Below are 20,156 nucleotides of genomic sequence, written 5' to 3'. Positions count from 1 at the left end.
CGCGGATGAACTTCAACCTTTCCGAATGGGCACTGAAGAACCGTCAGATCGTCCTTTATCTAATGGTTCTGCTGGCGGTGGTCGGGGCGATCTCCTACAGCAAGCTGGGCCAGAGCGAAGATCCCCCCTTTACCTTCAAGGCCATGGTGGTGCGCACCTTGTGGCCGGGGGCGACGGCTGAGGAAGTGTCGCGGCAGGTGACCGAGCGCATCGAGAAGAAGCTCATGGAAACCGGTGAGTACGACAAGATCGTGTCCTTTTCTCGCCCCGGCGAGTCGCAGGTCACCTTCATCGCCCGTGACTCTCTGCGCTCCAAGGATATTCCCGAACTGTGGTACCAGATTCGCAAAAAGGTCTCGGACATTCGTCACAGCCTGCCGCCAGGTGTCCAGGGACCGTTCTTCAATGACGAGTTCGGCACCACCTTCGGCAACATCTATGCCTTGACCGGTGAAGGCTTCGACTATGCGGTGCTCAAGGACTATGCCGACCGTGTGCAGTTGCAGCTGCAGCGGGTCAAGGATGTCGGCAAGGTCGAGTTGATCGGTTTGCAGGATGAGAAGATCTGGATCGAGCTGTCCAATACCAAGGCGGCAACCCTGGGCCTGCCGTTGCCTCTGGTGCAGCAGGCCTTGCAACAGCAGAACGCCGTGACTTCGGCAGGCTTCATCGAGACGCCGACTGACCGGGTGCAACTGCGCGTGAGCGGCAGTTTTCGCAGCGTCGAGGAGATTCGCAACTTCCCCATTCGCGTCGGCGACCGCACCTTGCGGATTGGCGATGTGGCGGAGGTGCAGCGTGGCTTCAATGATCCGCCTGCGCCACGTATGCGCTTCATGGGCGAGGATGCCATTGGCCTGGCGGTATCGATGAAGCCGGGTGGTGACATCCTGGTGCTCGGCAAGGCTCTGTCTGCGGAATTTGCACGTATCCAGGAAACGCTGCCGCTGGGCATGCAGTTACGCCAGGTGGCCGATCAACCGGCTGCGGTGCGTGCGGGTGTTGGCGAGTTTGTGCGGGTGCTGGCTGAGGCGGTGGCTATTGTCCTGCTGGTGAGTTTCTTCTCTCTGGGTATGCGCACCGGCCTGGTGGTGGCCTTGTCGATTCCGCTGGTGCTGGCGATGACGTTTGCCGTCATGCATTACCTGGGTATCGGTCTGCACAAGATTTCCCTGGGTGCGCTGGTGGTGGCGCTGGGGCTGTTGGTAGACGATGCGATCATCGCCGTGGAGATGATGTCGATCAAAATGGAGCAGGGCTTTTCGCGGATCAAGGCAGCCAGCTATGCCTGGACCAGTACGGCCTTTCCCATGCTCACCGGCACGCTGATCACTGCCGCCGGCTTCCTGCCGATTGCCACGGCGCAATCGGGAACGGGCGAGTACACCCGGTCGATTTTCGAGGTGGTCGCCATTGCCTTGTTGGTTTCGTGGATCGCCGCCGTGGTTTTCGTGCCTTACCTGGGCGAGCGCCTGCTGCCTGATCTGGCCAAACTGCATGCAGCCAAGCACGGCGGTAGCGGTGCAGGGCATGACCCTTATGCCACGCCGTTCTATCAGCGGGTGCGTTATGTGGTGGGGTGGTGTGTCGAAAACCGTGGGCGGGTGTTGCTGTTGACCCTGGGACTGTTTGCCCTGTCCATCGTGCTGTTCCGCTTCGTGCCTCAGCAGTTCTTCCCGGCCTCCGGGCGTCCCGAGCTGATGGTCGACCTGAAACTGGGCGAGGGCGCTTCGTTGCGCGCTACCGAAGAACAGGTGGCACGTCTGGAGGTACGGCTGCGCGAGCACGCGGAGATCGAGAACTACGTGGCCTATGTAGGAACGGGCTCGCCACGCTTTTATCTGCCCCTGGATCAGCAGTTGCCCGCGACCAGCTTTGCCCAGTTCGTGGTGTTGGCCAAGGATGTCGAGGCGCGCGAGCGGGTACGCAGTTGGCTGATTGAGCTACTCAACAACGATTTCAGTCAGCTGCGCTCGCGGGTTTCGCGTCTGGAAAATGGCCCTCCGGTAGGTTACCCGTTGCAGTTCCGGGTGTCTGGTGAACACATCGATACGGTGCGCGAGCTGGCCCATCAGGTCGAAGAGAAGGTGCGCGAAAACCCCCATGTGGTCAATGTGCACCTGGACTGGCAGGAGCCGAGCAAGGTGGTGCGTCTGGATATCGATCAGGATCGCGCCCGTGCCTTGGGGGTCAGCACCGCGGACTTGTCTGCCTTCCTGCAGGGCGCGCTGTCCGGAACGCTGGTTAGCCAGTACCGCGAAGGCAACGAGCTGATCGAGATCCAGCTGCGCGGCACGCCCGATGAGCGCTTTGGCCTGGGCCAGCTCGGCAGCCTGGCGGTGCCGACGGACAAGGGGCGCAGTGTGGCGTTGTCGCAGGTGGCCACCCTGACCTATGGTTTCGAGGAAGGCGTGATTTGGCATCGCAATCGCCTGCCCACGGTCACGGTGCGCGCCGACATCTATGGCGACGAGTTGCCGGCTTCGCTAACCCGGCAGATTCTGCCGACCCTGGAGCCGATTCGCCGTCAGCTACCGGATGGTTACCTGCTGGACGTGGGGGGCACGGTTGAGGATTCGGCGCGTGGCCAGGCGTCGGTCAATGCCGGGCTGCCGCTGTTCGTAGTGGTGGTGCTGAGCTTGCTGATGCTGCAGCTGAAGAGCTTCTCGCGCTCGGTGATGGTTTTCCTGACCGCACCGCTCGGACTGATTGGCGTGACGCTGTTTCTGTTGTTGTTCCAGCAGCCTTTCGGCTTTGTCGCCATGCTCGGCACCATTGCCCTGTCCGGGATGATCATGCGCAACTCGGTGATTCTGGTTGATCAGATCGAGCAGGATATCGCCGCAGGCTTGAGTCGCTGGAATGCCATCATCGAAGCGACCGTGCGGCGTTTCCGGCCCATTGTGCTGACCGCGCTGGCCGCGGTACTGGCGATGATTCCGTTGTCGCGCAGCGTATTCTTCGGGCCGATGGCGGTGGCCATCATGGGCGGTTTGATCGTTGCCACGGCACTCACCTTGCTGTTCCTGCCGGCGCTCTATGCTGCCTGGTTCAGGGTGCGCGCCGATGAACCGACGCGCCCCAGGGCAGACCACTGAATGGGCTGGCGCCCCTTGCCGACTGGGTGAGGGGCGTCGTGCGGGTCAGTCGGCCAGCAGGCGCAGTGACAGGTCGACGGCCTTGATGTCCTTGGTCAGCGTGCCAAGCGATATGTAGTCGACGCCGGTTTCCGCCACGCTACGCAGGTTTCCGCCATGGATGCCGCCGGAAGCCTCCAGCTTGGCGCGCCCACCGCACAGTCGTACGGCTTCGCGCATATCGGCATCGCTCAGTTCGTCGAGCATAATGATGTCGGCGCCGGCGGCGAGTGCCTGCTGTAGTTCCTGCAGATCCTCGACTTCGACTTCCACCGGCTTGCCGGGGGCGATGTGGCGTGCCTGCGCGACAGCCTGGGCGATACCGCCGCAGGCGGCAATATGGTTTTCCTTGATCAGGAACGCGTCATACAGGCCAATGCGGTGATTGTCGCAGCCACCGCAGGTGACCGCGTATTTCTGCGCCAGGCGCAGGCCCGGCAGGGTCTTGCGGGTATCGAGCAGGCGCACACCGGTGCCGCTGACCAGATCGGCATATTGGCGGCAGCGGGTCGCTACGGCCGATAGGGTCTGCAGAAAGTTCAGTGCCGCACGCTCGCCACTGAGAATGGCCCGTGCCGGGCCGCTCAGGCGCAGGAGTAGCTGGTTGGCGAGTACCTGCTGGCCGTCCTCGACCAGCCACTCCAGACTGACTGTCGGATCAATCTGACGGAATACCTCGTTGACCCAGGCGCAGCCACTGATGACGGCTGCTTCACGGGTGATCAGCTGGGCGCGAGCCTGGCGCTCGGCAGGGATCAACTGGGCGGTGATGTCTCCGCTGCCAATGTCTTCCTTCAGGGCGCTGCGTACGTTGGCCTGGATTTCATCGGTCAGCTGGGCAAGGGTCAGATTAGGCATGATCGGCTCTCTGGGGTGAGTTGGCGATTATACGGTGCCGTCTTGCGCTCGTCAGGTTGCGCCGTCGGTCACGTACCTTGACCGTTTGTAGGTTGATTTGGTCTGGGTGTGATCTGAGTCATGTCTAGGGCAAAACGGCCCTTGGTAGAAAGGCGACGCTCTTCAATAATGCAAACGACCAATCAGATTTTGACGCCATATCTATGGCGCGGCTGGTAAAAGATTGATTCCAGTTGTTCGCACAGCAGACCCGTCTACCCTTTGCGGTAAGGTCGGCAGGAGAGCGCAATGCAGACCGAGGCTAATGTGGTACACCTCAAGCGTGTAGTTGCAGAGCAGACTAATCCCTCGCCGGTAGGAAGGTTGCCCGTGGCGTTGACCCAGGTGCGTGACAAGGCTGCCTTGCAGCTCAAACAAGCCCTGCAGGCATTGTTCGACAATGCCGACGACTCGCTGTTCGAGATGGCCGACCGGGCCACCAGCAACACCGAGCAGAATGCCTATTTCGAGGCCATGCGCGACTTGCGCCTGAAGCGCAAGGTGATTGAACGGGCTTTCCTGCAAAAGGTTTTCGAGTCGTTCTCGTTGCTCAACCAGTACGAGATCGGCAAGCCGGCGCCGCAACTGGATGTGCTGGACAGTTCTGCGCTCAGCCTGGTGCAAGAGGAAGAGCTGGAAGAGTCGGTTGCCATCGATACCATGGTTGCCAAGGTGCTCAATCGTGATGGTCAGGCGCTTGGCCATGTCACGCAGCGTATCAACACACTGGTCAGTAAAACGGTCGATGACAAGAGCAATCCGCTGGGGCCGCGTTTTCTCTGCGAAGCATTTGCCGAGGCTACGCGTTCGCTGGAGGTGGAGATACGCGTCAAGCTGATCGTCTTCAAGTTATTCGAGCGCTTTGTGCTGAGCAGCCTGGGAGAAATCTACGCGCACGCCAATGAGCAACTGATCAACGCCGGTGTACTCCCCAACCTGCAGTCCCAGCGTCCGGCGCGCCCCTTGCCGGCGGCTGGTCAGGCCGCTGGCAGAGCGCCGGGAGTGAGCCTGCCCGTCGACGATGCCGGTATGCAGGAGGCTTTCAGCGTGTTCCAGGAGCTGCTGGCTCAGGTGCGTGATGTGGCGTTGCCGCAGCGTCAGCGTCCCGCCGATGCCTTGCCGATCAGCAGCAACGACTTGTTGCGTCTGCTCTCGCATATGCAGCAGCAACTCCCGGTGTCAGCCCAGGCGGATATCGATCTGCGTGACCAGGTGGATTCACTGCTGACGCGTGCCAGCGCCCGCAGTGGCAAGGCGCGCATGGTCGGTCAGGTCGATGATGATGTGATCAACCTGGTATCGATGCTCTTCGAGTTCATTCTCGATGATCGCAACCTGCCTGACTCGCTCAAGGCGCTGATTGGCCGTCTGCAGATCCCGATGCTCAAGGTGGCGGTGATCGACAAGAGTTTCTTTGCCCGTGGCAGCCATCCTGCACGACGCTTGCTCAATGAAATTGCCGCCGCCGCGATGGGCTGGGCCGATCAGGATGATGTCCAGCGTGATGGGCTTTACCAGAAGATCGACCAGGTAGTGCAACGTCTACTCAAGGACTTTGTCGATGACCCGGCGATCTTTGCCGAGTTGCTGGCGGATTTTCTGGCCTTTACCGGCGACGAGCGTCGGCGTAGCGAATTGCTGGAGCAACGTACGCGTGATGCCGAAGAAGGGCGGGCGCGTGCTGAAATGGCGCGCCTGCAGGTCGAGCAGGCGCTCAATGAGCGCTTGCTTGGGCGCACCCTCCCGGAGGTTGTGGTACGTCTGCTCCAGGAAGCCTGGAGCAAGGTGCTGCAGTTGACCTGCCTGAAGCACGGCAGTGAGTCGCCTGAGTGGCAGGCCATGCTGACCACCATGGATGACTTGATCTGGAGCGTAGAGCCCCATGATGAGCCCGAGGCGCGTCTGCAGTTGTTGCAGTTGGTGCCCAATCTACTCAAGGCGCTGCGCGACGGCTTGAATGGCGCAGGGTTCGACCCCTTCGCTGCGGGTGATTATTTCACCCAGTTGGAAGCACTGCATGTTCAGGCTTTCCAGCGCTTCAAGAAAAGCATGGCCGAGGCACCGGAAACCATCCCTGACGAGGCGTCGCATGAGCTTGGACATGGGTTGGCCGAGCTTGATCTGCCGGTTGTCCTTGCTGTTCCGGAAGAGCCGCCAGCGATGGTCGAGGTGGTTGAGGAAATTGTCTTGCTGGCACCTGGCGAAGCGCGTCCTGCTGGTGAGGAATGCCAGTTGCCCGACGATGATGAGGCATTGCTCAAGGTCGATCAGTTGGGGGTTGGCAGCTGGGTCGAGATTCAGGAGGACGAAGAGCACAAGCTGCGTTGCAAGCTGGCGGCGATCATCAAGCCAACCGGCAAGTATGTTTTCGTCAACCGTACCGGCATGAAAGTGCTGGAAAAGACCCGTATGGGGCTGGCTGTCGAGTTTCGTCGCAATGCGGTGCGCCTGCTGGATGACGCCTTGTTGTTCGACCGTGCCCTGGAGTCGGTGATCGGTAACTTGCGGCGTCTCAAGGGCGCCTGATCCATCAGGGCTCTGCTAGAGTGACGGCTACAAGGAGCCGTCATGCAATTCGATCCGCAAAGCGGCTGGTGTACGGGCATCAGCCATTGTCCTTCGGACAACTTCAACGAACGACCCGATGGGGAGATTTCCCTGTTGGTGATTCATAACATCAGCCTGCCGCCCGGTCAGTTTGCTACCGGGCAGGTTCAGGCACTTTTTCAGAATCGCCTCGATCCGCAGGCCCATCCCTATTTCGCCGGGATCGCCGGGTTGCGTGTCTCTGCACATTTTCTCATCGAACGAGACGGTCGGCTGTGGCAGTTTGTTTCCTGCCTGCAGCGTGCCTGGCACGCAGGCGTTTCCTGCTTTGCCGGGCGTGAGGGGTGCAACGACTTCTCGTTGGGTATTGAGCTGGAGGGTACTGATGATCTGCCTTTCAGCGAGGCGCAATACAATCAGCTAACGAGCCTGACTCGTCTGCTTCGCCAGCACTACCCGGCGATTAGTCTGGAGCGTATCGTCGGCCATAGTGACATTGCGCCGGGACGCAAGACAGATCCCGGCCCATACTTTGACTGGCAGCGCTATCGCGCCAGCCTGGTCTGACAGGGAGAGCGTATATGAGTTTTCTGGTGTTGCTGCTGCTGGTCTGGATCGAGAAGTTTTCTGCCTGGCGCTTGCGCCTGCAGCAGGATGGCTGGTGGCAAGCCTGGTTGCAGCGTGTAGAAGGTGAAGAGCCTGCGGCCAATCATACGGGTTGGCAATTGTTGTGCTTGATTTTGTTGCCACTCTTCCTGCTGGGGCTGTTGCTCTGGGGGCTGGAGTCGGTCGCTTATGGCTGGCTGGCTTTCCCGGTGCATCTGCTGGTGATGCTCTACAGTCTCGGGCGTGGTGATCTACTGGCGCAGCAGGGGCCATTTCGTGATGCCTGGCGCCGCGGCGACCAGCAGGGTGCACTGCATGCCGCAGAGCGTGACATGGGCGTGACTGCCGAGCAGGGTGATGAGTTGCTGGCCCGCGTGCAGGGGCATCTGTTGTGGCAGTCTTGCCAGGGCTTCTTCGTGGTGATTTTCTGGTATGCGCTGTTGGGACCGCTGGTTGCCCTGGCCTATCGCTTGCTGGCGCTGACGGAGCAGCAGGCAGCTAGCCCGGTGTTGCGCGAGCGGGCTGGGCAATGGCGGCACGCTCTGGACTGGTTGCCGGTACGCTTGCTGATCAGCAGCTTTGCCCTGGTAGGCAACTTCGTTGCCGTGAGTCGCGGTTACCTGGCCGAGCTGCTCAATTGGGATATCGAGGGGCAGCGCTTGGTCGCCGAAGCCGGACGAACCGCGGCGGAAGTGCCTGCACAGGCTTCTGGTGAGGCCGGATTGCGCACGCTGGATGCCTTGTGGCATCTGCTGTTGCGTACCGCTGTGGTTTGGTATGCCGCACTGGCCCTGTGGATTCTGTTGATCTGAGCGAGTGACCTGTTGGGCTGAGGCCGCCCGCCAATCTCCTCGCCAGGCTTGTGTTTCGGCTTGTCACGGCGCAGGCCTGGCGGTCGGTGTGAGTCACGCGGCAAACTAGACGTCGGTTTGTGCTCCCAGCCAGGCGGCACCGCGTACGCCGCTGGAATCGCCATGCCGGGCGCGTACCAGGCGCGTGTTGACGCGGTCGGAAAATACGTGCTCCTGCCAGTGCCGTACGACGCCTGGGTAGAGTTCGTCGATATTTGACAGGCCACCACCCAGTACGATCACGTGCGGGTCGAGCAGATTAATCACGCTGGCCAGGCTACGGGCCAATTGCTCGATATAGCGCTGCAAGGCTGCCTGTGCCTTGGGTTGCCCGTTGCGGGCGGCGATAACCAACTGTTCGGCCTCCAGTTGCAGCTGGCTACGTGCGGCCCAGCCAGGACCGCTGAGAAAGGTCTCGATGCAGTCCCGGCGGCCACAGTAGCACGCCATGCTTGGGCCATCCTCAGTCCCGCGGGCCGGCAGGGGATTGTGTCCCCACTCGCCGGCAATGCCATTGGGACCGGCAAGCAGCTGTCCGTTGATGACGATACCGCCACCCACACCGGTGCCGAGAATAGCCCCGAAGACCGAAGGGGCGCCGCCAGCAGCGCCATCAGTGGCTTCGGACAAGGCAAAGCAGTCGGCATCATTAGCCAGTCGTACCGGGCGTTGCAGGCGTCTCTGCAGGTCACCTTGCAAGTCTTGGCCGATCAGCCAGGTGGAGTTGGCGTTCTTGATCAGGCCATGATCGGGAGAGCGCGTGCCGGGTATGCCGACACCCAGGCTGCTGCACGGGCCAAGCTGTCTTTCGGCAGCCTCAACCATACCGGCTATAGTATCCAGTGTGGCTGGGTAGTCGCCACGCGGTGTGGCTTGCCGGCGGCGTAGCAGCTCCTGTGATCCATGCAGGGCGATGATTTCGGTCTTGCTGCCCCCCAGGTCGATGCCCAGGCGTATCGGTTCGTGCATGATTTACCTTAAGTTACAGAAAGATAGGCCGATATCAGGTACACAGGTGCTGTCACCGTGTGGCGTCAGGGTGCCATCATTGCCCTGCATGTCTTGCTATCGCGTTGGTTGATCCGCCGAGCAGCCCTGTGCGGCGGCCTGGGGGCGTGAGATGCTTGGTCTGCTGCAAAGCCCATGCCGCATAAAATAAAAAAACGACGGGAGAAGTCCAGTGAAGACCGTGTTGTATCCGGCCATCGCGTTGATGAATCGCCTGAGCTTCGGCATGAAGTTCAGCCTGATCAGTGTGCTCTTCTTTCTGCCCATGCTGATCACCAACTATTACCTGGTTAGCGATTCCTACCGTCAGGTAGTGGCGACCGAGACCGAGTTGCAGAGTCTGGACCTGCTCGGTAGCAGTTTGAAGCTGCGGCGTGACGTCGAGGCCCTCAATGACTTTACGCTTATCAACATGATGATTGGCCAGTCGGGCAATGCCGGCGATCTGGACTCGCGTATCCAGGCCATGGAGAAACAGCTGCAGGCTGATCTACAGGCCATGAGCCCAAAAACGCGCGATGCAGCGGTGCTGGAAGAGTTCAATAGCAAGCGCGACGAACTGTTGGCTGCCTTGCGTGCGCTGAGTGAGCAGTCGTCACTGCAAAGCAAAGTACAAATGGCTGAGCAGTTGGTCGGTAGCACGCAGATCTTTGCGCGCTTCATCGCCGCTCTGGGAGGGCTTAGTCAGGACGCAGAGCGTGATGTGCGGCAGTTGGCTGAGCTGATTACCGGCGGTACGCCGCAAGTGACCGCGGCACTGGGTGTGGGGCGCGCCACGGGCGCTTATTCGATTGGCCAGGGTTTCCTCAACTCGGCGGCCAGTACCCGGCTGGACGACCTGTTGCTGACTTTGGAACGCCTGCATGGTGACTACGGCACGCGCATCAGTGAGGCGTTGGCGAGTCCGGCTGTACGCAGTGAGCTGGGGGGGCAGGCGGAAGCCAGTCAGGCTTCGCTCAAGGAAGCCATGCTGCTACTGGAAGACCAGGTCATCATGGCCGAGGAGATGAATACCCCCTGGCTGGATTTCTACCAGCAAATGGGCTCGCTGATGGAGAAAACCTATCAGCTGGATGATGCCGCCCTGGCTGTGATCGAGCGCGATCTGCAACAGCGTCTGGGCGAGAAACGTGGCCAGATGATCTTGCTGGTGATTGCACTGGTTTTGGTCTTCCTGGCCATTGTCTACCTGTATGGCGGCTTCTATGTGTCGACACGCAGTTCGCTGAAAGCGCTTGGCCAGGTCATGGGGCGCATGGCCGATGGTGATATGACGGTCACGTTCCGTGTGCAGAGCCAGGACGAGCTGGGCGAGCTGGGACAGGCGGTCAATGATGCAGTGGGCAAGATCCACCAGTTGATCCGTGAAGTAGGCGATACCGTATCCAAGGTTGAGCACCAGGCTGTGCAGGTCGAGCAGGTTTCTGACCAGAGCAACCAGGCGGTGGCCGGGCAGCGTGGGCAGATCGAGCAGGTGGCCACGGCCATGAACGAAATGTCTGCTACTGCCCAGGAAGTAGCCCGCAGCGCGGCGGCGGCGGTGGGCAGTGCGCAGAGCGTCAACGAGGAAACGGTGAGTGGCCGTGCGCTGGTCGAAGCGCAGGTTGGCAGCATTGAGCGCCTGGCCGCGGAGATTGACCAGTCGGTGACCGTGATAGACCAACTGGCCAGTGACAGCGCCTCGATCAGTCGGGTGCTTGAGGTTATCAAGGGGATTGCCGAGCAAACCAACCTGCTGGCCCTCAACGCGGCTATCGAAGCTGCGCGTGCCGGCGAGCAGGGACGAGGGTTTGCCGTGGTGGCTGATGAGGTGCGCACCCTGGCCAAGCGTACTCAGCAATCGACCGAGGAAATCGAGCAGATGATCGCGCGTCTGCAGCAAGGGGTGGCCGCAGCCGTGAAGGCCATGAACAGCAGTCACCAGAAAGCCGATGGCACGGTCAGTGAGTCGTCCAAGGTGCAGTTGGCGCTGGAGAACATTTTGGCGGCAGTCGGCATGATCGTCGACCAGAACCAGCAGATCGCTGCGGCGGCTGAGCAGCAGACAGCTGTGGCCCATGATATCGACCAGAACATCGTCGAAATCAACCAAGCGGGAGAGCGCACGGCCGAAGGTGCCAGCCAGACCGCGCGTGCCAGCCGCGAGCTGAGCAGCCTGGTAGGCCAGCTCAAGCAGCTGATTGCCACATTCAAGGTTTGAGAGCAGGACTATGGTTCGACGAGGCGGCCTGCGGGCCGCTTCGTGCGTTAAGGGGCGAGTGCCAGGTCTGGCCAGGCAAAAAGCTCGGCGCAGTTGCGGCTGCTGTGCCAGGCCAGTTGCTCCGGGCTGCAGTGCAGGTGTGTGGCCAGTGCCGTGCAGATGGCTGGCAGGTGCGTAGGGCTGTTGCGTTGCCCGGCGAACATGGCTGGCGCCATATCAGGTGCGTCGGTTTCCAGTACCACGCCGTGCAACGGCAGGCGTCCCAATACCCGCTGCAGGCGGCTTGCTGCCGACCAGGTAGCGGCGCCGCCAAGGCCCAGTTTAAAGCCCATGCGCAGGTATTCGCGGGCTTCTTCGTAGCTGCCGGAAAAGGCGTGCACTATGCCTGCGCGTGGCAGGCGTAGCTGTTTGAGCAGGGCGATACAGTCGGCATGAGCGCGTCGTACATGTAGCAGTACCGGCAGGTTGAAGGCTTTGGCCAGCTGCAACTGGGCCAGCAGCAAGGCTTGTTGGGCATCGCGTGGGCTGTCTGCCTGCGCATAGTCGAGGCCGATTTCGCCGAGCGCACATAGGCGCGGGTGTCCCCGCAGGCGCTCCAGCCACTGCTGCAGCTCGCCAAGATGCCGGGCATCATGCTCGGCAAGAAAGCACGGATGCAGCCCCAGGCTGCCGTAAAGCATGCTGTGCTGCTCAACCAGCTCCCAGAGGCGCGGCCAGCCTGCCGCTTTCACGGCGGCCACAACCACGCGGGTCACGCCCTGTTGGCGGGCTTGCTCGAGCAGCGTCTGGCGATCCGCATCGAAGACGGGGAAGTCCAGATGACAGTGGCTGTCGACCAGCAGCATCGGCTTATTGCAGACCAAAGACCTTGCGGGCCAGGCTGCCGGCTGCCTGGGCTGGATTGCGGCGAATGCCGGCTTCCTGCTCGGCAATGATCTTGAACAGGCCGTTGAGTGCCTGCTCGGTCACGTAGTTCTCGATCTGCGCACTTTGTGCATCGATGACCCCAAAGCTGGCGGCCTGCCCGGCAAAGGCATTGTACTGCTGGGCCAGACCAACTTGCTGGGTAGCCTGGCGCACGATAGGCAGAAAACGGCTGCGCAGTTGTTCGCGGCTGCTTTTATCCAGGTAACGGGTGGCTGAGTCTTGCGGGCCGGCAAGAATGGCCTTGGCATCTTGCAGGGTCATGTTCTGCACGGCTTGCAGGAGCAGTGCCTGGGCCTGGGGAACGGCTGCTTCAGCGGCCTGGTTCATGCTGGCTTCCAGTTGTTCGACCTGGGCGCCCATCCCCATCAGCTTCATGGTACGTGCCGCCTTGCCCAGCTTGCCGGGCAGGCCGATACGTACCTGCGGGTCGCTGCTGAAGCCACCGGGGCGTCCCAGTTGGGCGACTGCGGCTTTGGCGCCTTGGTTGAGGGCCTGTTTCAGCCCGCTGGCGGCGTCTCCCTGGGACAGCTCGGCCAGCGACAGGGCAAAGCTCGGGCTGCTTAGCAGCAGGCACAACAACAGACTGATCAGGCGTGGCATGGCGCTTCTCCACAAGGGTAGGGGGAGCAGGTGTATGCCTGCTCCGCTGAGTCAAGCAGGTGTTTCGTCGCTTTGCTCGTCATGACTATGCTGGGCAACCTGGCGAATCGACAGACGGATTTCCGCAGGCAACACGCGCTTGGCGGCGCCCTCCACCAGTTCGCCCAGTTGTGGGTGGTAACTGAGGGTGCCTTCCGCACTCTGGCGCAATACCCGGTGGTCGAGCAGGCTCTGGATAAAGTGGCGGAACAGGCTCTTGTCGAAGAACTCCGGGGCATTCAGTCCGTGGAGAATCGACAGGCGCTGGGCCATCACCGTACACAGCTGTTCCAGGCGTTCGGCGCTCAAGCTGTTCTGTCCGTTGTTGAGCAGCAGGGCAATGGCCATGTAGAAGCGTTGCAGGGTCTGCACGATGGCGCGTGCCAGCAAGGTCAGCAGGACGAACTCACGGGAGCTGGGTGCTGGCCGGCTATACATCTCGCCATCGACCTTGAGCAGGCCCTGATCGACCAGTGCAGTCAGCCACTGGTCAATGACTTCGTCCAGTTCCTCCAGTTCCCAGCGGATGAACAGCTCGGCCTGCAGGTAGGGGTAAAGGGCCCGGGTGAAGCGCAGGATCTGCTCGCGGCTCATGCGGGCGCTGCTCTGGAAGAAGCTGGCAAGCAGCGCGGGCAGGGCAAATACATGCAGCACATTGTTGCGGTAATAGGTCATCAGCACCGCATTCTGCTCATCCAGATAAAGAATGCGGCCAAGCGCATCGCGCTGTTCGGCGAGCAGTTCCATGCTTTGTACGTATTCGATCAGGGCCAGGCCATCGCCTTCCGGGAGGGTGGCATAGGGCGAATAGGGCGCCTGGCGCAGCAGGTTGAGATAGAGATCCAGGGTGCGTGCCAGGGCTTTTTCGTCCAACGCCAGCTTGCTGGTAGAAAGCAGGGCCAGGGCGACCAGGTTGACCGGATTGACGGCCGTCGCATCGTTCAGATGCCGTGCAATGCGTTGGCCCAGACGGTGCGTGGTGTCGTTGAGCCAGGCCGGGCGGAATTGCGCGCCATGGTCGGCGCTGCGCCAGCCAGGCTGCTGCTGGTCGAGGAAGGCGGCCAGATGGATGGGTTCGCCGAAGTTGACGGCGACCGAACCAAAACGCTGTTTACGGATGGCGTTGAGCACGCGAATGATGTCAAACACCGATTCCTTCTTCTTGCTCGCGCCACGCAGTTCGCCCAGGTAGGTACGGCCTTCCAGCACCCGCTCATAGCCGATGTAGACCGGTACGAATACCACCGGCAGGCGCGACGAACGCAGGAAGCTGCGCAGGGTGATGGCCAGCATGCCCGTCTTGGGCTGCAGCATGCGCCCGGTACGCGAGCGTCCGCCCTCGACGAAATACTCCACCGGGAAACCCTTGCAGAACAGGGTGTGCAGGTACTCGTTGAACACCGCGGTGTACAGCGGGTTGCCCTTGAAGGTGCGACGCATGAAGAAGGCCCCGCCACGGCGCAGCAGGCCGCCGACCACAGGCATGTTGAGGTTGATGCCGGCGGCGATGTGTGGAGGTGTCAGGCCGTTGGTGAACAACAGGTAGGACAGCAGCAGGTAATCGATGTGACTGCGGTGGCAGGGCACATAGATGATCTCGTTGCCATGGGCGATTTCCTGCACCTGTTGCAGGTGGTTGACCTTGATCCCTTCGTACAGCTTGTTCCAGAACCACGACAGCACCAGCTCCAGAAAGCGGATGGCGGTATAGGCGTAGTCCGAGGCGATCTCGTTACCGTATTTGAGGGCCTGTGCTTCGGCTTTTTCCACGCTGATGCCTTCGCTGGCCACCTGTGCCTCGATGGCCTGGCGTACCAGCGGACCGTGAATCAGCCTCTTGACCAGGTTGCGGCGGTGCGAAAGGTCCGGGCCGATCACCGCCGCTTTCTGCTGGCGGAAGTGCACCCGTAGCAGGCGATAGACCATGCGCGGGGTGCGCTCCGGGCCTTTGCCTTCGTCGATGATCTGCCGCAGCTTGAGCGGTGCGGAGAACTGCACACGGGTCTTGCGACCTAGAATGAGAATAGTGAACAGCCGCCGCAGGCGTCCGGTAACTGCCCAGCTGTCGGCAAACAGGAGTTTCCAGGGGCTGGTTTCACTGTCCGGAGACTGTCCCCAGAACACGCTGACCGGGACGATCTGCACGTCGTCTACCTGTTGCTGGTTAACCGCATTCAATGCGCGTACCAGCGTCGGTGCTACACCGGGCTTGCTGCTGCCGCCAAACCAGCCCGGTTCGGGGGTCAGGTAGAAGAAACCCTTGCTCTCCTGATGGTTGCCCAGCTGTACCGGCAGCACCGGGCGTGGCAGGCCGGCCTTGCGGCACTCGCTATCGACCACCGAGAGGTCGCTGGCCGAAGGCTGTTGCAGGACATAAAACACCGGTTTACTGCAGTCAAGTTTGAGCGTAAAGGCCGATTGATTGATGGTTTCCGAGCGTACCCACAGGTACAGCAGGCGGTGCAGGGCGCCAAAGGCCAGACGACGGAAGGGTGAGCGGGTCATAAGCAATTCGGTCGGACAGGCGAGCCGGGGCTCGGGGATGGCTAGTGTGCCGTATTGGCTGACGCCTCGCAAAAGGCAGGCGTGCTGGGTAAGTGATCTTTTATCCGCATAACTGCCTGATTTTGCGTCGCCTTTTGCAACTTTTTAGCCTGTGCGATGGTCTTGCATTGCCGGTTCAGCGACCCCTATAGTCGCGCAGCGTTGCAAAGGAAGCCCTGCAGCAGCCAGTGTCTGGCCCTGCGGCACAGGTTTGGGTGTTCATTGACCCGATCCATGCCGGTAGTCGCTGCCGTGATGGTCGCTGCCGGGTTCTGATCCCAATGGTGAGAGGCCATGATCGAGATAACTAATCTAAGCAAGCGTTTTGCCCAGCAGCTGGCAGTGGACAACCTGTCGTTCAGCGTGGCTCCCGGAGAGGTACTGGGCTTCCTGGGCCCCAACGGGGCCGGCAAATCGACCACCATGAAGATGCTCAGTGGTTTTCTGGCGCCCACCTCGGGCACGGCCAGCATTCATGGATTCGATATCCAGAAACAACGGCTCAAGGCCCAGCAACTGATTGGCTACCTGCCCGAAGGTGCGCCCTGCTATGGCGACATGCGTGTGCAGGGCTTTCTTGAATTTATTGCCGAGATACGTGGCTTCCGTGGTGCGGAGAAGCGCAGCCGCGTGGCCAAGGCCAGCGCCCAGCTGGAACTGGACAAGGTGCTCGGGCAGTCCATCGAGACCCTGTCCAAGGGCTTCAAGCGCCGTGTCGGGCTGGCCCAGGCCATCCTCCACGACCCGCGGGTGCTGATTCTCGATGAGCCCACCGACGGTCTGGACCCCAACCAGAAACACCAGGTGCGGCAACTGATCCAGGGCCTGGCCAAGGACAAGATCGTCATCATCTCCACGCATATCCTCGAAGAGGTGTCGGCCCTGTGCACCCGTGCGGTGATCATTGCTGGCGGGCGGCTGCTCGCCGACGGTACGCCGCTGGAACTGGAGAGCCGTTCGCGCTACCACCAGGCCGTGACCCTGCTGGCTGATGCGGCCGTGGACAGCAGCGCACTGGCCGCGTTGCCCGGAGTGGCTGGTGTAGAGCGCAACGAGCGTGACGGCAGCCTGACCGTGCTGGCCAGCGCCGGGCAGGTGATCTTTCCCCAGGTCAATCAGCTCATTCACCAGCGTGGCTGGGCGGTGCGCGAAATTGAAGTGGAGCGGGGCCGACTGGATGAAGTGTTCCGTAGCCTGACCCGTGGAGAAGCCGCATGAAGCAGTTACCGGTAATCTTCAAACGCGAACTGGCCAGCTACTTCAGCACGCCGCTGGCCTACGTGTTCATCCTGATTTTTCTCGTATTGTCCGGGGTGTTCACCTTCTACCTGGGCGGCTTTTTCGAGAGCAACCAGGCCAGCCTGGCGCCGTTCTTCAATTTTCATCCCTGGCTCTACCTGTTTCTGGTGCCGGCGATTGCCATGCGCCTGTGGGCCGAGGAACGCAAGTCTGGTTCCATCGAACTCTTGATGACCCTGCCGGTGACACGTTTCGAGGCGGTTGCCGGTAAGTTCCTCGCCGCCTGGAGCTTTGCTGGCCTGGCGCTGCTGCTGACCTTCCCGATGATCATTACCGTCAACTACCTGGGCGAGCCGGACAATGGCGCGATCATCACCGGTTACCTGGGCAGCTGGTTGCTGGCCGGGGCCTACCTGGCGGTGGGTTCGTGCATGTCGGCGTTGGCCAAGAACCAGGTAATCGCCTTCATCCTTGCGGTCGCTGCCTGTTTCCTGTTCATCGTCAGTGGCTTCCCCATGCTGCTGGATGCCTTCAGTGGCTGGGCGCCGCAATGGCTGATCGACGCGGTGGCTTCGCTGTCCTTCCTGATTCGCTTCGAGGCGATCAGCAAGGGTGTCATCGACCTGCGTGATCTCCTGTATTTCCTCAGCTTCATCGTCGCCTGGCTGGCTGCCACGGCGCTGGTGGTTGACCTGAAGAAGGCTGACTGACATGAAGAAACTGATGTATTCCAGTGCCGGCTTGCTGGTCATTGCCCTGGTTTTCCTGGGCTTCAACATGCTCTCCGGGCTGACCTTGCAGAATGCCCGGCTGGACCTGACCGAGCAGAAGCTCTACACCATCTCCAGCGGTACCCAGCGCATCCTGGAGAGCCTTGATGAGCCGGTCACCCTGCATTTCTTCTACTCCGACAGCGCCGCCAAGGACCTTACCGCACTGCGCAATTACGCACGTCGCGTGGAGGAGATGCTGATGGCCTACCAGCGTGCCAGTAACGGCAAGCTGCGTGTGGAAGTGATCGATCCGCAACCCTTCTCCGAGGACGAGGACCGCGCGGCGAGCTTCGGCTTGCAGGCGGTGCCATTGGATCAGAGTGGTGGGCAGTTGTATTTCGGTCTGGCCGGCACCCGTGGGCAGGCAGATAACGCACAGCAGGTCATCCCGTTCTTCCCGCTGGACCAGGAAGAGTTCCTCGAGTACGAGATCAGTCGTTTGGTGCAGGGGCTGGCCAAGCCGCAGCGTCCGGTGATCGGCGTGCTGTCCGCCCTGCAGTTGCACGGTGGCTTCGACATGATGGCCCGCCAGCCGACCCCGCCGTGGATGGTCATGGAGGAAGTTCGCCAGCTGTTCGAGATCGAAAGCCTGAAGGCTGGCATCGATCAGATCCCCGAACAGGTGTCGGTGCTCTGGCTGGTGCATCCTAAGGATCTGCCCGAGCAAACGCTGTATGCCATCGATCAGTTCGTGCTACGTGGTGGCAAACTGCTGGTCTTCGTCGATCCGTACAGCGAGGCCGATACCGGCCTGGGCATGCCCGGCGAGATGGCCGAGGACAAGGCTTCCAACCTGGAGCCGCTGTTCAAGGCCTGGGGGCTGCGCCTGCGTGACCAGGAAGTGGTCGGCGACGGTGCCTATGCCATGTCGGTCAGCATGGGCCAGCAGGCGGTGCGGCATGCCGGTTGGCTGAGCCTGCCTAGTCGTGCGCTGGACCAGGAGGATGTGGTCACCAATGGCCTGGAGCGCATCAACCTGGCGACCGCCGGTATCCTCGAGCCACTGGAGGATGCCAAGACGCAATTCCAGCCGCTGCTGCGCAGTTCCGAGTACGCCATGCCCTATGCGGCACAGCGTTTCGCCATGCTCAACAACCCCGAGGAGCTGATTCGCGAACTCAAACCCACGGGGGAACGCTACACCCTGGCGGCCCGCATCAGCGGTCCGGCGCAGACCGCCTATCCGCAGGGTATCGAGGGGCGCGAGCCAGGCGTGCAGTCGGCTGACAACATCAACGTCATTGTGGTGGCCGACACCGACCTGCTCACCGACCGTCTCTGGGTGCAGGTGCAGGACTTCTTTGGCCAGCGCATTCCGCAACCCTGGGCCGACAATGCCGGGCTGGCGATCAATGCACTGGATAACCTGGCCGGCAGTGACGCGCTGATCAGCGTGCGTTCCCGTGGTCGCTTCAGCCGTCCCTTTGAGGTCGTCGAGAACCTGCAGCGCGAAGCCGAGGCCCGTTTCCGCGAGAAGGAAGAAGTGTTGCAGAAGCGCCTGGCGGAAACCGAGCAGCAACTGGCCGCCCTGCAGCAGCAAGACGATCCGGCCAAGGCACTGGAGATGACCCCGGAGCAGCAGGCCGCGGTGCAGCAGTTCCTCGCCGAGAAACTGCGTATTCGCAAGGAGCTGCGCGAGGTGCGTTACCAGCTCAATGCAGATATCGAGGCCTTGGGCCGTACGCTCAAGCTGCTGAACATCCTGCTGGTGCCGGTGTTGATCACCCTGTTGGCACTGGCGGTCTGGTGGTGGCGCCGCCGCCGTCGCCGTCGCTGAGGGCGCCTGTCACAGGCCGCCATGGCGGCCTGTGACAGGCATAAAAAAACCGGCTTTTGGCCGGTTTTTTTGCATCTGGAGCGGGTGATGGGAATCGAACCCACGGCTCTAGCTTGGGAAGCTAGGGTATTACCATTATACGACACCCGCTTGGGGCAGCCTTTTTACCAGAACAACCTGGCAAAATGAAGGCTTGTCTGCATTTTAATACGTCTCGGCGCCTGCTTCGCGGCTCAGGCGCTGTACTTCCTCGCTGCTCAACTCACGCCAGCTGGCGTAGGGCAGGTCGCCCAGCTGCAGGCTGCCGATGGCTTCGCGATGCAGGTCGCGCACCGGGTTGTGGTAACAGGCGAACATGCGTTTGATCTGATGATGGCGGCCTTCGTGCAACGTCAGGCGTGCACTATGGCTGTCCAGCAGGTGCAGGGTGGCCGGTAGCGTGGGCCGTGGATCACCCTCCAGGAGCAAGCCGTGGGCAAAGTCGCTGACGCAGGCGGGATCGATGGGCTGTTCGGTACGCAGCCAATAGTGCTTGGCCAGGCGGCTGCGCGGCAGGGTCAGGCGGCGCGTCCACAGGCCGTCGTTGCTGATCAGCAGCAGGCCGCTGGTATTCAGGTCCAGGCGTCCGGCGAGGTGCAGTTCCTCAGCCTGAGGAACCTGCAGCAGGTCGATGACCGTTTTGTGCTGGCTATGCCGGGTAGCGCTGACGACTCCGCGTGGCTTGTGCAGCAGGTAGTAGCGGGCCGTCTGTGCGGCCTGCAGGGGCTGTTGGTCGAGGTCGATTTGCTGGAAGCGTCCGACTTCGTGCAGGCCATCACGACAGACCTGGCCGTCCACGGTGATGCGCCCTTGCGCAAGCAGTTGCTGGGCCTTGGCGCGATTAAAACAGGGCTGATTGGCCAGCCAGCGATCCAGACGCATCAGTCGGCCTGGTTCAAGGCTTGCGCGCAGGCAGGGCAGAGGCAACTGCGTGCCTGGCTATCGAACTGGCGCAGGCGCTGCAGCGCCTGC

At 61.4% G+C, this 20,156-nt stretch carries 14 protein-coding genes, 1 tRNA gene and 1 pseudogene; 9 read left to right on the top strand and 7 right to left on the bottom strand.

Going from position 1 to position 20,156, the window contains the following annotated elements:
- Window positions 1–5 precede the first annotated feature (5 nt).
- Window positions 6–3,098 (top strand): efflux RND transporter permease subunit, encoded by a 3,093-nt coding sequence (locus tag CFY91_RS06335; RefSeq protein WP_093985508.1) that lies wholly within the window; start codon window positions 6–8, stop codon window positions 3,096–3,098.
- 45 nt (window positions 3,099–3,143) lie between these two features.
- Here CFY91_RS06335 and nadC read toward each other — a convergent pair whose 3' ends face one another.
- Window positions 3,144–3,995, bottom strand: coding sequence for a carboxylating nicotinate-nucleotide diphosphorylase (nadC, locus tag CFY91_RS06330; RefSeq protein WP_093985507.1), 852 nt, complete (start codon window positions 3,993–3,995; stop codon window positions 3,144–3,146).
- 288 nt (window positions 3,996–4,283) lie between these two features.
- Between nadC and CFY91_RS06325 the strand changes: the two genes are divergently transcribed.
- Genes CFY91_RS06325 through ampE form a run of 3 tightly spaced genes read left to right on the top strand, consistent with a single transcriptional unit; the run spans window position 4,284 to window position 7,999 of the window.
- Window positions 4,284–6,560, top strand: coding sequence for a DUF1631 domain-containing protein (locus CFY91_RS06325; RefSeq protein WP_093985506.1), 2,277 nt, complete (start codon window positions 4,284–4,286; stop codon window positions 6,558–6,560).
- A 42-nt stretch (window positions 6,561–6,602) separates the two neighbouring features.
- Window positions 6,603–7,148, top strand: coding sequence for a 1,6-anhydro-N-acetylmuramyl-L-alanine amidase AmpD (gene ampD, locus CFY91_RS06320; protein ID WP_093985505.1), 546 nt, complete (start codon window positions 6,603–6,605; stop codon window positions 7,146–7,148).
- 14 nt (window positions 7,149–7,162) lie between these two features.
- Window positions 7,163–7,999: a regulatory signaling modulator protein AmpE gene (gene ampE, locus CFY91_RS06315; protein WP_093985504.1), complete on the top strand. Its 837-nt coding sequence runs from the start codon at window positions 7,163–7,165 to the stop codon at window positions 7,997–7,999.
- 105 nt (window positions 8,000–8,104) lie between these two features.
- Here the strand turns inward: ampE and CFY91_RS06310 are convergent, their stop codons facing one another.
- On the bottom strand, window positions 8,105–9,007 hold the full coding sequence (locus CFY91_RS06310; protein ID WP_093985503.1) for an ROK family protein: 903 nt from the start codon (window positions 9,005–9,007) through the stop codon (window positions 8,105–8,107).
- A 244-nt stretch (window positions 9,008–9,251) separates the two neighbouring features.
- Here CFY91_RS06310 and CFY91_RS16400 point away from each other — a divergent pair.
- Window positions 9,252–10,388 (top strand): annotated as a pseudogene (locus CFY91_RS16400) (HAMP domain-containing protein); the annotation flags it as partial.
- Window positions 10,389–10,532: 144 nt separating this feature from the next.
- Window positions 10,533–11,246, top strand: a complete 714-nt coding sequence (locus CFY91_RS16395) for a methyl-accepting chemotaxis protein (RefSeq protein ID WP_371870494.1) — start codon at window positions 10,533–10,535, stop codon at window positions 11,244–11,246.
- Between the two features lie 47 nt (window positions 11,247–11,293).
- Here CFY91_RS16395 and CFY91_RS06300 read toward each other — a convergent pair whose 3' ends face one another.
- The 3 genes from CFY91_RS06300 to plsB are packed head-to-tail and all read right to left on the bottom strand — an operon-like array spanning window position 11,294 to window position 15,317.
- The gene (locus CFY91_RS06300) at window positions 11,294–12,091 is read right to left on the bottom strand and encodes a TatD family hydrolase (protein WP_093985501.1); all 798 of its coding nucleotides are present in this window, start codon (window positions 12,089–12,091) and stop codon (window positions 11,294–11,296) included.
- A gap of 4 nt (window positions 12,092–12,095) precedes the next feature.
- Entirely contained in the window at window positions 12,096–12,773 is a 678-nt protein-coding gene (locus CFY91_RS06295) for a DUF4197 domain-containing protein (protein WP_093985500.1), read from the bottom strand.
- A 51-nt stretch (window positions 12,774–12,824) separates the two neighbouring features.
- On the bottom strand, window positions 12,825–15,317 hold the full coding sequence (gene plsB / locus CFY91_RS06290; RefSeq protein ID WP_093985499.1) for a glycerol-3-phosphate 1-O-acyltransferase PlsB: 2,493 nt from the start codon (window positions 15,315–15,317) through the stop codon (window positions 12,825–12,827).
- A 333-nt stretch (window positions 15,318–15,650) separates the two neighbouring features.
- Here plsB and CFY91_RS06285 point away from each other — a divergent pair, with 333 nt between their 5' ends.
- Genes CFY91_RS06285 through CFY91_RS06275 form a run of 3 tightly spaced genes read left to right on the top strand, consistent with a single transcriptional unit; the run spans window position 15,651 to window position 19,145 of the window.
- Window positions 15,651–16,574 carry an ABC transporter ATP-binding protein gene (locus CFY91_RS06285; protein ID WP_093985498.1) on the top strand — a complete coding sequence of 308 codons (924 nt, stop codon included), beginning with the start codon at window positions 15,651–15,653 and terminating at the stop codon, window positions 16,572–16,574.
- Window positions 16,571–17,305: an ABC transporter permease subunit gene (locus tag CFY91_RS06280; protein WP_093985497.1), complete on the top strand. Its 735-nt coding sequence runs from the start codon at window positions 16,571–16,573 to the stop codon at window positions 17,303–17,305. Before CFY91_RS06285 ends, CFY91_RS06280 begins: the two co-directional genes overlap by 4 nt.
- 1 nt (window position 17,306) lies before the next feature.
- On the top strand, window positions 17,307–19,145 hold the full coding sequence (locus CFY91_RS06275; protein WP_093985496.1) for a GldG family protein: 1,839 nt from the start codon (window positions 17,307–17,309) through the stop codon (window positions 19,143–19,145).
- Window positions 19,146–19,221: 76 nt separating this feature from the next.
- Here the strand turns inward: CFY91_RS06275 and CFY91_RS06270 are convergent.
- Window positions 19,222–19,295 (bottom strand) — tRNA-Gly (locus tag CFY91_RS06270).
- Between the two features lie 54 nt (window positions 19,296–19,349).
- On the bottom strand, window positions 19,350–20,066 hold the full coding sequence (locus CFY91_RS06265) for a pseudouridine synthase (protein ID WP_093985495.1): 717 nt from the start codon (window positions 20,064–20,066) through the stop codon (window positions 19,350–19,352).
- Window positions 20,067–20,156 lie beyond the last annotated feature (90 nt).

The sequence above is a fragment of the Pseudomonas fluvialis genome, assembly GCF_002234375.1.
GTDB classification, from domain to species: Bacteria; Pseudomonadota; Gammaproteobacteria; order Pseudomonadales; family Pseudomonadaceae; genus Aquipseudomonas; species Aquipseudomonas fluvialis.
The sequence above is the reverse complement of the archived record's forward strand: the minus strand, read 5'-3'. Positions and strand labels throughout refer to the sequence as shown.